This window comes from Nocardia seriolae NBRC 15557 (genome assembly GCF_007990715.1).
Taxonomy (GTDB): domain Bacteria; phylum Actinomycetota; class Actinomycetes; order Mycobacteriales; family Mycobacteriaceae; genus Nocardia; species Nocardia seriolae.
Map to the genome: position 1 here is coordinate 92883 of NZ_BJWY01000004.1, position 13601 is coordinate 106483.

Annotated in this window: 13 protein-coding genes; 4 read left to right on the forward strand and 9 right to left on the reverse strand. The window is 70.2% G+C overall.

All coding sequences use genetic code 11. The features are described from left to right. Positions 1-268 precede the first annotated feature (268 nt). On the reverse strand, positions 269-1705 hold the full coding sequence (locus NS2_RS02130; RefSeq protein ID WP_033089452.1) for a GuaB1 family IMP dehydrogenase-related protein: 1437 nt from the start codon (positions 1703-1705) through the stop codon (positions 269-271). Between the two features lie 357 nt (positions 1706-2062). On the opposite strand from NS2_RS02130, the gene NS2_RS02135 reads away from it, so the two are divergent. Continuing rightward, positions 2063-2503: a nuclear transport factor 2 family protein gene (locus NS2_RS02135; RefSeq protein ID WP_033089453.1), complete on the forward strand. Its 441-nt coding sequence runs from the start codon at positions 2063-2065 to the stop codon at positions 2501-2503. Positions 2504-2685: 182 nt separating this feature from the next. Next, positions 2686-2982, forward strand: a complete 297-nt coding sequence (locus NS2_RS02140) for a hypothetical protein (RefSeq protein ID WP_033089454.1) — start codon at positions 2686-2688, stop codon at positions 2980-2982. A gap of 95 nt (positions 2983-3077) precedes the next feature. Here the strand turns inward: NS2_RS02140 and NS2_RS02145 are convergent, their stop codons facing one another. The 6 genes from NS2_RS02145 to NS2_RS02170 form a co-directional block, all read right to left on the reverse strand. Then, positions 3078-4451, reverse strand: a complete 1374-nt coding sequence (locus NS2_RS02145) for a DEAD/DEAH box helicase (protein WP_370737309.1) — start codon at positions 4449-4451, stop codon at positions 3078-3080. A 136-nt stretch (positions 4452-4587) separates the two neighbouring features. Then, positions 4588-5529, reverse strand: coding sequence for a M56 family metallopeptidase (locus NS2_RS02150; RefSeq protein ID WP_033089455.1), 942 nt, complete (start codon positions 5527-5529; stop codon positions 4588-4590). Between the two features lie 43 nt (positions 5530-5572). Continuing rightward, positions 5573-5974, reverse strand: coding sequence for a BlaI/MecI/CopY family transcriptional regulator (locus NS2_RS02155; protein ID WP_033089456.1), 402 nt, complete (start codon positions 5972-5974; stop codon positions 5573-5575). 78 nt (positions 5975-6052) lie between these two features. Next, positions 6053-6880 (reverse strand): ABC transporter ATP-binding protein, encoded by an 828-nt coding sequence (locus NS2_RS02160; protein WP_033089457.1) that lies wholly within the window; start codon positions 6878-6880, stop codon positions 6053-6055. 16 nt (positions 6881-6896) lie between these two features. Then, positions 6897-7979, reverse strand: coding sequence for a FecCD family ABC transporter permease (locus NS2_RS02165; protein WP_147207062.1), 1083 nt, complete (start codon positions 7977-7979; stop codon positions 6897-6899). Between the two features lie 239 nt (positions 7980-8218). Continuing rightward, a complete protein-coding gene (locus tag NS2_RS02170; RefSeq protein WP_033089458.1) occupies positions 8219-9256 on the reverse strand; it encodes a FecCD family ABC transporter permease in 1038 nt (345 codons plus the stop codon). Positions 9257-9370: 114 nt separating this feature from the next. Between NS2_RS02170 and NS2_RS02175 the strand changes: the two genes are divergently transcribed. Continuing rightward, the gene (locus tag NS2_RS02175; protein WP_033089459.1) at positions 9371-10078 is read left to right on the forward strand and encodes a hypothetical protein; all 708 of its coding nucleotides are present in this window, start codon (positions 9371-9373) and stop codon (positions 10076-10078) included. Between the two features lie 55 nt (positions 10079-10133). Here NS2_RS02175 and NS2_RS02180 read toward each other — a convergent pair whose 3' ends face one another. Together NS2_RS02180 and NS2_RS02185 are read right to left on the reverse strand one after the other, a co-directional pair. Continuing rightward, positions 10134-11291, reverse strand: a complete 1158-nt coding sequence (locus NS2_RS02180) for a lipase family protein (RefSeq protein ID WP_096490541.1) — start codon at positions 11289-11291, stop codon at positions 10134-10136. Positions 11292-11683: 392 nt separating this feature from the next. Then, entirely contained in the window at positions 11684-12616 is a 933-nt protein-coding gene (locus NS2_RS02185) for a LysR family transcriptional regulator (protein ID WP_033089460.1), read from the reverse strand. 105 nt (positions 12617-12721) lie between these two features. Between NS2_RS02185 and NS2_RS02190 the strand changes: the two genes are divergently transcribed. Then, positions 12722-13567 (forward strand): SDR family NAD(P)-dependent oxidoreductase, encoded by an 846-nt coding sequence (locus NS2_RS02190; protein WP_033089461.1) that lies wholly within the window; start codon positions 12722-12724, stop codon positions 13565-13567. Positions 13568-13601 lie beyond the last annotated feature (34 nt).

The following is a 13601-nucleotide window of genomic DNA, read 5'->3' on the forward strand; positions in this document are numbered from 1 at the left end:
AGGAGCCCTCCTGTGCAGCGCCCTTGGACGCGGGTGACAACTGGTTCCTTTCGCAGGGGTTGCAAGCGGATGTTCGCTTCGGATGCCCAGGGTGTGGGTCCGGTCAGCCCATGTTACCGGGCGGCTTTGCCGGATTCCGCACGGCGGGGCCGCATCACATCACGACGGGGGTTACATCACCTCGGCACCCCCCGCTCGCGGCACACGCGAAACCCGGCGGATCCGAAGCGGACCCGCCGGGCTCGGGTTGTGCAGTACCAGCGGATTGTCACCAACCGGAGGGCAGCGGCCGACCCTCGGCGAAGCCGGCGGCCGACTGCACGCCCAGGGTGGCGCGCTCGTGGAACTCGGCGAGCGTGCGGGCACCCGCGTAGGTGCAGGAGCTGCGCACACCGGAGGTGATGTGGTCGATCAGGTCCTCCACGCCCGGGCGCTCGGGATCCAGGCGCATGCGCGAGGAGGAGATGCCCTCCTCGAACAGTGCCTTGCGGGCCCGGTCGAACGCCGAGTCGGTGGCGGTACGCGCGGCCACCGCACGCTTGGAGGCCATGCCGAAGGACTCCTTGTAGCGGTTGCCGTCGCGGTCGGTGCGCAGATCGCCCGGCGACTCGTAGGTGCCCGCGAACCAGGAACCGATCATCACGTTCGAGGCGCCGGCGGCCAGGGCCAGGGCCACGTCGCGCGGGTGGCGGACACCGCCGTCGGCCCACACGTGCTTGCCGAATTCCTTGGCGGCGGCGGCACATTCGGCCACCACGGAGAACTGCGGGCGGCCCACGCCGGTCATCATGCGGGTGGTGCACATGGCGCCGGGGCCGACACCGACCTTGATGATGTCCGCGCCCGCCTCGATGAGGTCGCGCGCGCCCTCGGCGGCGACCACATTGCCCGCCACCAGCGGCACGCCCAGGTCCAGGCTCGCCACCGAGCGCAGCGCCTCGAGCATCTTCTGCTGGTGGCCGTGCGCGGTGTCCATGACCAGCACGTCGGCGCCCGCGTCGACCAGGGCCTTGGCCTTGGCCGGGACATCGCCGTTGATGCCGACGGCCGCGGCGATGCGCAGCTGGCCGTTGGCGTCGACGGCCGGGGTGTAGATGCCGGTGCGGATGGCGCCGGTGCGGGTCATCACGCCCGCGAGGGTGCCGTCGGCGTTGACCAGCACCGCGATATTGGTGTGCTTGGCCTCGAGCAGGCCGAAGATGTCACGCGGCGAGGCATCGGCGGGAGCGGAGACGAAGTTGGCGTCGGCGACGGTGCTCAACCGCGCGAAGCGATCCACGTCGGCGCACGACGCCTCGGTCACCACGCCGACCGGCTTGCCGTTCTCGACCACGATGACCGCGCCGTGGGCACGCTTGTGGATCAGGGCCAGCGCATCGGAGACCGACTGCTCGGGATCGAGCACCACGGGGGTGTCGGCGGTGAGCGAGCGGCTCTTGACGAAGGCGATGGTGTCACTGGCGGCCGAGATCGGCAGATCCTGCGGCAGCACCACCAGGCCGCCGCGGCGGGCGACGGTCTCGGCCATGCGGCGGCCGGCGACGGCGGTCATATTGGCGACCACGAGCGGAATGGTCGTGCCGGTCCCATCGGCGGAGGAGAGATCGACATCGAACCGGGACGCCACATCCGTCCGGCGGGGGACGAGGAAGACGTCGTCGTAGGTCAGGTCGTAGGGCGGAGTCTGTCCGGGAAGAAACTGCACGTTGTTCGACGCTCCATAGGTTGACGTGGGGGTATGCCTGTTTTCGTGCTCCGATAGCAGGTCTATAGCACGTTTTCCCTCTGTGCCCGGTGTACCTGGTGTCACGCACGCCAACCGGACATCCTACCCGTGCAGAGCATCCGTGTAGTTAGCCACCTTCAACGCACGCTTGATGTAGTGCTTACCCGAGACCCTTGAGCCCTGAGCGTGCCCGCCCTCCCTCGTGGGCCTTCAACACCGCTGTGAAGGGCAGCGCACTGGCCCACACCCCGGCAGCTGAATGCTGCGAGTTCGCGGTGGTTTGGGGTAGCGAACAATGCCTGGCGACTGCCAGCGCGGTGCCCTAGCGTCGGGATCGTGACCGATCTCGCGGCGCTCGCCGACCGACTGGATATCAGCGACACCATCACCCGACTCTTCGTCTATTGCGATCAAGCCCGCTGGGCGGATCTGCGCGAATCCGTGTTCGCCACAGAGGTTTTCTTCGACAGCGGCTTCGGCGGACCCGTCGGGTCGCGGCCGGGCTCCGACATCGTCGACGACTGGGAAACCGGCCTGGGTTCCCTCGACGCCGTGCATCACCAGGCGGGCAACCACCTGATCGAGATCACCGGCGATACCGCGCTGGCGCATGCCGATTCGATCGCCGTGCACGTCAAGAACTCTGCACAGCACGGCACCACCCGCTGGTTCATCGGGAGCTACGTGCTCGGTCTGGCCCGCACCGAGAAGGGCTGGCGCATCGATCGTTTCGAGTACAAGTTGAAGGCGATCGACGGGAACGCGGACCTGACCTGATCTGTTTGCCATGCGATTGCTGAAGCTCGTTGGCGGGTTCGAGTTATCTCAATCTCGTCCGATTTGCCGGGTGACTCGGTCGAATTCGCCGCGCGTGTCGTAGGAACATCCGAACGTGTTGCGTCACTGGGCCGTGGGGATGACAGGGCCTCGAAAGGAGGCTCGCCCACCGCGATCGTGGTGTGGCCCGACCCTTCGGTATCGCCGGCGAGCACCAGATCACCGGGCGCGAACCGGCGGCGCTCACCGTCGGAGGTGGTCACCTCGATCGCGCCACGCAGCATGACCACCCATTGCCGGGCCGGAGCCGGGTGCGGCTCACTGTCGAAACCGGCGCTGCGCAGATAGGACGCGCCCGCCGCGACATCGCGCCGACGGCCATGGCGGGAACCCTGGCCACGAAAGTGCGTTCGGCGAGCGGGATTTCGGCGTCGACGAACGCCGATCCGCCGTCGGCGGTGGTCTCGATCAGCGTGTAGCGCAGCAACTGTGAGTCGATCATGGCGGCAATGTTCGCGCCCCGATCGCCTAGGCGCGATTCCCCGCCGGGAATGACCTCTGCCGTCGGGTTGCGTCAGCGGGCGGAACGGCGGGCCGCGCCCGGCTTGCGCTTCTTGTTGTGCGGACGGCTCGCGCCCTTGGGGCGCTGGCGGAAGCGCGGCTGTTCGGGCGCGGCCTCCGCCTTCGGCGGCGGGGCCGAGGGGTCGGCTACCGGACGGCCACCCGGGCGGCGCGCGCCGGTGATCTCGACGAGCCGTCGATCGCCGGGGCGGACATCCACGTCAGTGAGCGTCACCGACGCGCGCTGGGCCAGCTGCGCGGTTTCGTCGCGATTGTCCGGGGTGACGATGGTGACCACGGTCCCGGATGCGCCCGCGCGCGCGGTCCGGCCGGTGCGGTGCAGGTAGTCCTTGGGGTCCGCGGGTAGGTCGACGTGCACGACGAGTGAGACGTCGTCGATGTGTATTCCGCGGGCAGCCACGTCGGTGGCGACCAAGACGGGCGCGGTGCCGTCGGCGAAGGCCGCGAGCATACGGTTGCGCTGGTTCTGCGCCTTGCCGCCGTGGAGTGCGACGGCCCCGATGCCCACCTCGCGCAGCTTGGTCGCGAGCTTTTCCGCGCCGTACTGGGTGCGGACGAACAGCAGCGTGCGACCCTCGCGCGCGGCGATCTCGCTGACCACCATGCGCTTGTCGGGACGCCGGACGTGCAGCGCGTAATGCGCGATATCGGGTCCGGCTGCGACGTTGCTCAGCTCGCCCGTGCTCTCGGCGGTCGAATCCGTATCCGCCGCAGCGGTATCCGCGCGCTTCGCCGGGCTCGCCCCGATCGCGTGGGTGGCCGGTTCGCGCAGGTAGCGCTGCACCAGCCCGTCGATCGTCTCGTCGAGGGTCGCCGAGAACAGCAATTGTTGGGCCGCGTCCGGAACCTTGTTGAGCAACGCGGTGAGCTGCGGCAGAAAGCCCAATTCGGCCATGTGATCGGCCTCGTCGACCGTCACCACCCGAATATCGTCCAGCTGCACGGCTTTGCGCCCGAGCAGATCGGTCAGCCGCCCGGGCGTCGCGATGACCACGTCCACCCCGCGCCGGAGCCGCTCCACCTGCTTCTGAATCGGCAGCCCGCCGACCGCCGTCGCCAGTCGCAACCCGAGCGAGAGCGCGGGCTCATCGAGGGCCTGCTCGATCTGAATCGCCAACTCCCGTGTCGGAGCCAGGATCAATCCGCGCGGCCGCTTGGGCGCACTCGGCGCACCGAAGAGTTGCACCAACATCGGCAACCCGAACGCGAGCGTCTTCCCCGAACCCGTTGCCGCCCGGCCCAGCACATCCCGCCCGGCCAGAATGTCCGGAATCACCGCCGCCTGAATCGGAAACGCCTCGTCCATCCCGTCCCGTCGCAGCGCCTGCACCAGCACCGGCGGCAACCCGAGATCTGCGAATCGCACATCGCGATTCTTCGCGGGTGCGGACTGCGCGGCAGGCGACGGGTCGGTGTGGATGGTGTTCTCCTGGTCTGGGTTGTGTCCGGGCACGGCGGATTGGGCCGCACCCGAGTCGGATTCGGGGACGGATGGATCGGGATCAGGCACGGCTGACCAGGCGGGTGAGCTCGACGAGCCAGGGGATGGCCACGGCGAGGGTTGGGACCACGAGGATGGCGGTGGCTGCGAGGTAGGCGGCGATCGCGATGCGGAGGTCGCCGATGGGACCGGCCAACCGCTGGATGCGGATCAGGGTGGTGGGGCCGCCTACGGCCATGGCGCCTTGGGGGGCGGGGGAGTTGGAGCAGGCGACGAGGGCGCGGGCCAGGGGAGTGGGGCCGGTGACCTTGACGGCGGAGTCGTCGGCGAGGAGTTCGATGAGCAGTTTCACCGAGTCCAGGGCGGATTTGGAGCGGACCACGCGGGGGAAGGCTTCGTGGGCGGCGGTGAAGGCTTCCAGGACCAGGTCGTGGCGGGCGCGCAGGTGGGAGCGCTCGTGGCTGACGATGGCGGTCAGTTCCGCGTCGGAGAGGTTGGTGACGGTGCCCTGGCTGAGGACGACGCGGCGGCGCAGGCCGGGCAGGCAGTAGGCGATGGGCTCGGTGGCGGCGAGGACGCGGATATCGGCCGATTTACGGTGCACGCCGGACTGATCCAGCAGGTCGACCAGCATGCGGTGGTGGGCGCGGCGGCGGCGGGTGTGGATGCCGACGCGGATCACCGACCAGATCAGCCGTGCCCCGACCAGCAGGGTCAGCGCGAACACCAGCACCAGCGCCAGCCACAGCGGCAGGCCCAGGGCGTCGATCTCCTCGGAGGGGGTGGTTGTCGGGCGGCCGTCCGCGCCGGGCACCAGCAGCCGCGAGGCGATGGCCAGGCCGGAACCGAAGGCGCTGAGCACCGCGGCCAGCGCGATGGCCTGCCAAAGCACCAGTGCCGCACGGGGACTGCGATAGGGCCAGGTGGCCCGGCTGAGCAGCGCTGGTACCGGTCCCGCCAAAAGCAAGGCGAGACCGGCGAAAACCGGCGCTGTCCAGTCCATGTCCTCAGCTCACTGCGTTGTGGGGCTCGGGCCGAGGCTACAGCTACTTGGACTCGGGTTTGTCCTTACGCGCGGCCTCGGTCGCTTCGAGCTTAGCGAGTGCATCGCGTAGAGCGGCAGCCTCATCCGCACCGACCTGCTCCACGAAGTGCACCAGTGCCGCTCGGCGGCTTCCGACTTCATCGGCCTGCTGCAGCGCGTCCACCATGAGACTTGCGACGAGTTCGTCGCGGGTGTGCACGGGGGTGTAGCGATGTGCGCGATCATCGCGCTGCTGGACCACCAGGTTCTTCTTCGCCAGACGCTGCAGAACCGTCATCACCGTGGTGTACGCGAGTTCGCGACGTGCAGCGAGAGCTTCATGGACCTGCCGGACCGTTTGCGGTTCGTCGGCCGACCACAACTGGTCCATGACCGCTTTCTCGAGTTCACCAAGACCTGCCATCCCACAAGTTTACGGAGACAACGACAGGAATGCGTACTACAGGTTGTCGTAACCGGGTGGTTGCTGGTGTGGTATTCCTCATAGCCCGGCGTCTACCGGCATGTCCGCTCGCGCGGACGCGCGCACGTGCCGGGTTCCGATCGGGACGATCATCGGCCGCCCGGACACCGGATCCTCGAGCACCTCGGCGCGCAGCCCGAAAACCTCGTGCAGCAGCTCGGCCTCGATGATGTCGGCGGGACGGCCCTGGGCGACGATGCGACCGGACCGCATGACGATGAGGCGGTCGCTGTAGCGGATGGCGAGGTTCAGATCGTGCAGCACCATGACGACGGTTCGCCCGAGATCGTCGTGCAGCCGGTCGACCAGGTCGAGGACTTCCAGGGAGTGCGCCAGGTCCAGGTAGGTGGTCGGCTCGTCGAGCAGCAGGATGTCGGTGCCCTGTGCGAGGGCCATGGAGATCCAGGCCCGCTGCCGCTGTCCGCCCGAGAGCTCGTCGAGGGTCCGCTCGGCCAGATCCGCGATACCGGTCTGCTCGAGTGCCGCGGCCACCTCGGCCTCGTCGTCGGCGGACCATTGGCGCAGCCAGGATTGATGCGGATGCCGCCCGCGTGCGACCAGATCCGCGACGGTCAGGCCCTCCGGGGCGACCGGAGTCTGCGGCAGCATGCCGATGATCTGTGCGATGTCCTTGGTCTTCATGGTGGAAATGTCCTTGCCGTCCAACAGGACCCGGCCCGACCTCGGGCGCAGCAGCCGCCCCAGCGAGCGCAGCAGGGTGGACTTGCCACAGCCGTTGGGCCCGATGACGGTGGTGATCAGCCCCGGCTCGATGTCCACCGACAGCCCGTCCACGATGACCCGCTCGCCGTATCCGAGGGTGATGTCTTCCGCCGCGAGAGTCACAGTGCCACTTCCCGAATCACAGTGTCGCCTTCCGATCGGTGCGAACGAGCAGGTAGAGCAGGAACGGCCCGCCGACCGCGGCGGTGACCACGCCGACCGGCAGCGAGACGGGAAACACGGTGCGCGCGAGCAGATCCGCGCCCACCACGGCAATGGCCCCGACCAGCGCCGAGGCGACGATCGGCTCACCGGGGGTGCGCAGCGGCCGGCGCGTGATCTGCGGCGCGGCCAGGCCGACGAAGCCGAGCGGACCCACCGCGGCGGTGGCCAGCGCGGCGCAACCCACCGCGACGGCAATCAGAATCGCCTGCTGGGTCTGGATCCGGACGCCGAGGATGCGGGTGGTGTCGGTGCCGAAGCGCAGCGCGGCCAGCGAGCGCGCGGACCCGGCCGTCACCAGCAGCGCCAGCCCCAGCCCGATCGCGGCGGGGATCAGCGTCGACCAGTCCGCGGCATTGAGCGACCCGGTCAGCCACTGCTGGGCGTGGGCGGCATCGGCCAGAGTCGCGCGGGTCAGCAGCCAGCTCACCACCGACAGCAGCGCCGCGTTCACGCCGATCCCGATGAGTACCAGCCGAAATCCCATGACCCCACGGTCCCCGGTCGGCGTGCGGCCCCAGGCGAGCAGGTAGATGAGCACCGCCGTCAGCAGGCCCCCGGCCAAGGCCGCGGCCGAAACTCCGAGCGCCGCAGTCGCGCCCGTCGCGACCCCGCCCGTCCCCACCAGCACCGCGACCGCCCCGCAGCTCGCCCCGGAGGTGATCCCCAGCAGATCCGGGCTGGCCAGCGGATTGTGCAGGATCGATTGCGTCACCGCCCCCGCCAGCCCCAGCGCCGCCCCGACCACCACGGCCGTCAGCGCCCGCGGCAGCCGCGAATCCATGATCACGAACCGCTGCGCCCGGGTGCCTCCGCCGCCCAGCACGTCCAGCACCCGCCCGAGCGGAATCCGGAACTCGCCCACCGCGATATCCAGCGCGAACAACCCGAACAGCAGGGCCGCGAGCCCGATCACGGCGACCAGCGCCCTGGCCCGCAGGACCGCCGAGAACCTGCCGACCCGCACGGCGGGCCGGGCGGTCCGTAGTCCGGTGGGGATAGCTCGTGCGCTGCCGGGCCGCGTGGCGGCGGTGTCCAGGGGTATTCCGGGTGCGGCGGCCCGATCCCGTTCGGGCACCCGCGCATCCGCTCCGGCGCGAACGTGGTGGCCGCCGGAAGCTTTCGGGTGCGATGCCCGCGCGGAGTGTTTCGGCGGCGGTTCGTTGCCCGCCACCGCGTTTGCCGCCGAGTCGCCGGGGCTCACCGGGGTGGGCGCGCCACCGAGAGGTGTCGGAAGAGTCACAGGCTCACCAGCTTTCGGCGGCGGACCAGCAGGACGAAGAAGGGTGCTCCGAGGGCGGCGAGGGTGATTCCGGCCTGAAGTTCGCCGGGGCGGGCGATGATCCGGCCCGCGGTATCGGCCAGCAGCAGCACGAGTGCGCCGAGCGAACCCGAATAGGGCAGCAGCCAGCGGTAATCCGGTCCGGTCAGGGCGCGGGCCAGGTACGGGACGATCAAGCCGAGGAAGGCGATCGGGCCGACGGCGGCGGTGGCCGCACCGGCGAGCAGCACGACGGCGGCCAGGCCCAGGGTCCGGGTGCGGGTGAGGTCGACACCGAGTCCACGGGCCACGTCGTCGCCGAGGCCGAGCAGATTCAGGCCGGGGGCGCAGGCCAGCGCCAGGATCGCGCCCAGCACGAGGAACGGCAGGACCTGGCGCAGGGTCGAGGCGTCGTGACCGGCGACGTCGCCGACCACCCAGTACCGGTAGGTATTGAGGGCCGTGCCGTCCAGCAGGACAACGATATTGGTCATGGCCTGCAAGAAGGCGGTGACCGCCGCGCCCGCCAGCACCAGGCTCAGGGGACCGGCCCGGCCGCCGCCCAATGCGGAGACGCCGAAGACGACCGAGCCCGCCAGCAGTGCGCCCGCGAAGGCGAACCAGATGTACTGCGCGGGCGTGGTGAGGGCGAGCAGATGGATGCTCAGCGCCGCGAGGAAGGCCGCGCCCGCGTTGATGCCGAGTAATCCCGCGTCCGCGAGCGGGTTTCGGGTGTAGCCCTGGATCAGCGCTCCGGCCATGCCGAGGGCCAGTCCGGTGCTCAGCGCCAGACCGGTTCGCGGGAGCCGCAATTCGCGCACGATCTGTGCCGATGACCCCTCGGCGGGACACGAAAGTGGCAGTCCACCAGGGCAGACGAGCGCGTCGTAGACGGTGCCCAGGCTCAGATTCCGGGAGCCGAGGGCAATGCTGGCCGCCAGCGCGCACAGCAGCAGCGCGGCGAGAACGAGAAGTCCGAGCAGACGTCGCCTTCTGTTGGTGACTACGGCGGGCACGGTGACGAACTACTCCTGACGCATTCATTGCTCGTTAAGTCTGGTAAGCCTAACCTATCTTTCCGTTCTCGTTGTCCATGCATTGGCCGAATAGTCGATGAATGAGGAGGTTCGATGCTCGAACCCGTAACGCTGTGCCCGCCGCGCGATTCCCGGCTGCCCTTCGGGCTGGCCTGCAACCGCCTGCGCGCCCTGCAACCCGAACACCCGCGCGTCTACGCCGTCGCGGCCATGGCCGATCAGGGCAAACGCCGCTGGTGGCGGCTGGCCGACGGAATCCGCGAGGGACGCATCGAACTCATGTACCGCCGCCACGCCGCGGAGATGAGCAACCCCGATACCGCCGCCGAGGTGGTGGCCACCGCCCTGATCCACGCCGTGGTCGGCCGGGTGCTCGCGATGGTGGTGTCGGAGGGACGGGCCTGGGATCCGGGCCTGGAGAACCTGTGGATCCACACCGACAACGACGGCGGCATCGACTGGGCGGGACTGTCCGACACCACGATTCGCGTGGTCGACGGCGATCCGATGGCCGGGCAGGAGGGCGTGGTGGCGCTGCCGTGCGAGGCCGCGCTGTACGTGTGGCTGGCCCACCGCTGCATTCCCGCGCTGACCCTGGTCCAGGAGGCGATGGCGCACTGCGCCGGACTGGGCGCGCGCCGCTTCTGGTCCCTGGTGGCCGAATCCGTGGTCGGCGCCGCGACCTACGTCCCGGCCCTGGCCCGCACCTCCTCCACCGAGGGCGCGCGTCGCGGCCAGGCCATGCTGGCCGCCTTCGAGGATCGCGGTCTGCCGGTCCGGCGGGCCTGCTTCGTGCGGTAGGTACCGACGCCGGGCAGCCCGGAGGCGTCCGGCCTCAGTACTCCCAAGGGTCGGCTCAGTACGGGCAGGTCGACTGGAAGGACTTGCCCGCGAACAGGTCCGCGATCCAGCCCAGCCACTGCTCGCTCACCGCCGCGGGGGCATCGTGACCGCCGGGAACCACCAGATCGTGCACCGGGGTGCCGAGGGTGCACATATCGTTCACCGCGGCATTGGACCAGGCGGTCTCGACCAGTTTGTCTATATCGCCGCGCGCGATATAGACGGGCAGGGTGGTCGCGGACTTCGGCAGATTGGTCCGGGCCTGCAGATCGGCGAACGGCTGGGCCGCGGCCTGATCCACGAACCGGACCTCATCGGGATTGCCCGCCATACCCACGGCGAGCTCTTGCGGGGTGACCTGGCCGGTGCACCGGGATTCCAAACCCGGTGCGGCGGCGAGCAGATCGCCGTGCAGCACCTGATCGTAGGCGTAGCCGGGATGGTCGTAGCGCACGGCGGCAACGAGATACGGCATCACCAGGTACTGCTCGGGGGCGTTGAGGCGGTGGCCGTCGGCGGTATCGACGAAGCGCACGCTCAAGGCCGGGGACAGCAGCACCGCGCCGCGGATCTTCAGTTCCGGCGCATAGGCTTTCGCGGTCTCGGCGGCCGATTCGGCGGCGCGCCCGCCCTGGGACGCGCCGACCAGCACGGTGTCCGCGGCCAGCGGCAGCCCGGTGGCATGGGCGGCGCGCACCGAATCGAGCACGTCGTAGCCGGAGGACGGGGTGTCCAGATACGGTGCCCTGCCGGGGCCGTCGAGCCCCTGATAGTTGGTCATCACGACCGCCCGCTGCCCGGCCAGCAGCTGCTCGACCACCGGCGCGGACCCGAACAGCGTCGGCGAATTCGTCGGCGCACACGCGCTGACCACGCCGGAGGTGCCGTGCGCGAACGCCACCACCGGCCATCCGCCCGCGGGGGCCTCGCCGGGCGGCACGAACACCGCGCCCGACACCTCGATCGGATCCCCGGCCGGAGAGGTCGACTCGTAGCGGATGTAGGTGGCCGAACCGGCCGCCGCCGACAGCGCCGGATCCAGCTGTTCCAGTGGCCTTTTGGTTACCAGGGCACCCGGCGACGCCGCTTTCGACGCGGGCGTATCGCCGGTGGTGCCGCAGGCGGCGAGCAGTGCGACCGCCAAGATCGGGAGGACAATTCCTGCTCGCACGCTGCTCCTTCGGCTGGATTCAGCTACAAGGTGGCCTGCCCTGCATTATCCGACGCGGCGGTCGAAGTCGCGGCGGTGTCAGTCTCCCCTCGGCGAGTCGCGCGGGGCTCCGACTTCGGCGGTCGGCCCGCCATTGTGGAGCTGTACGTCTCGTACCTGCGCAAGAAGATCGACCGCGAGCGGAGCCGCTGCGGCAGGCCGGGGGACCGTGGCTGGCGTCGGCGAGGATGACCTCGGACGGGCGTGCGCCGCACGGGCTCGCGGTGCGAGGGATGACGCGGATTCCATCGGCGGAGGCGCGTTTCGAGCCCGGGCGCACCCAGCATCGCCCGGCGCTCGCCTGCCGCGCATCGCGAATTTCCTTCAACGAGAGTGTTTACCCGAGAGCGCCGTCACGCCCGGAACGCCCGCGTGGTGAGCGCCGCTTCGACCGCGACCGCCTGCAGGGTGTCGGCCACGCGGGCGACCGGTTCCGGGAGCGGACCCGGCGGGCGGGCCAGCAGCAGGCGGCGTTGTTCGGCGGGGCCGCCGTGCACCGGGAGAACCCGCACGCCGGGCGGGCACACCGGGGCCAGACTCGCCGGGACGGTGGTGATTCCGCATCCGGCGGCGACGAGATGCAGTTTGGCCAGCCAGTCGCGAACGGTGTGCGCGATCGTCGGCCGCTCGTCGAGGCCGGGCCACACGCCCATCGCGAGGTCCGTGCCGGGACCGGCGATCCACGTCTGCCCGTGCAGATCCGCGATATCGATGTGCTCGCCGCGGGCCAGCGGATGCGCGGCCGGGACGGCGACGCGCAGGCTGCGTTCGGACAGCACCTGGACTTGCAGCGCGGGGGATTCGGCGTCGAGCGGGCGGTAGGGCGGGGTCGAGGCGACCAGCGCGAGATCGAGGGTTCCCGCGCGCAGTGCGCGGACCAGGGCGGGGGTGCCGCCCTCGCGGCCGACGACGGTGATGCCGGGATGGCTGTGCCGCAATCGCGTCAGTGCGGGTGGCACCAGAGCCGCTCCGGCACTGGCGAACCAGCCCAGCCGGACGGTCGCCCGGTCATCGGGGAGCCCGGCCAATTCCCGTGCGGTGGCGTCGATCTGGTCGATCACCGCTGCGGCCCGGCGGGCCACGATGCGCCCGGCGGGGGTCAGCCGCACCCCGTCGTGGCGGCGTTCCAGCAGCGGCGTGCCCGCGGCCCGCTCCAGGGCGGCGATCTGGCGTGAGACCGCCGATTGGGTGTACCCGAGCGTCGCGGCCGCCGCGGTGAGCGTGCCCCGCTCGGCCACCTCCCGGAAGACGCGCAGTGCGGTCAGCGAGGCATCACCGAAGGTCATGACATTTACGCATACCACCGATGCGAATCCTGCGCTGCCGACATGGCTCAACGATTCCTAGCGTGGAGTCATGAGCTTGTCGCACAACATCTTCGGAGCAGCGCAATGAGCCGGGTCGCGCTCGTCACCGGAGCCACCCAGGGGCTCGGGTCGGCTCTGGTCGAGGGCCTCGCCCGGCGGCTGGGCCCCGACGACACCGTCTATCTCACCGGTCGTGATCCCGGCCGGATCGACGCCGCCGTGGCGGGCATGCCCGTCGGCCGCGCGCGAGTGCGCGGCGAACTCTTCGACGTCGCCGACCCGGAATCGGCCGAACACCTTGCCGCGCAACTGCTCTCCCGGCATGGCGGCATCGACGTGGTGATCGGCAATGCCTACCGGCGGGTCGGCCCGGACGACGATCCGCGCGAAATCATCGGCGAGTACGCCGAGGTCAACAATTTCGGCACCACCCGCCTGCTGCGCGCCTTCGCCCCGATCCTGCGCGACGACGCCCGCCTGCTCGTCGTCGCCAGCTCCCTGGGCACGCTGCACCAGCTGGCCCCGGTGCTGCACAACCGATTCGACGCCGTGGCGTCCCTCGACGAACTCGACGCGCAGGTCGCGGCCTGGCGCGATGCCGTGGCCGACGGCAGCGCCCGCTCCGGCGCCTGGCCCGGCTTCGTCAATATCCCGTCCAAGATCGCCCAGGTCGCCGCGGTCCGCGTCCTCGCCGCCCGACGCCGCGAATCCGACCGCGCCCGAGGCATACGCGTGGCCGCCGTATGCCCCGGCATGATCAACACCCCCACCTCGGCCCTGTGGTGGAACGTCGCCGCCGCCCCGACCCCCGCCGAAGCCGCCGTCGCCCTGCTCGACCTCGCCCTCGAACCGATCGATCCCGCCCACTACGGCCAACTCGTCCGGGCCGGAAAGGTACTGCCCTGGTCGCCGTCCGCAGGCGCGGCCTGATCACCCCCGTAGGCGGCCATCGTCCGGGCCTCGC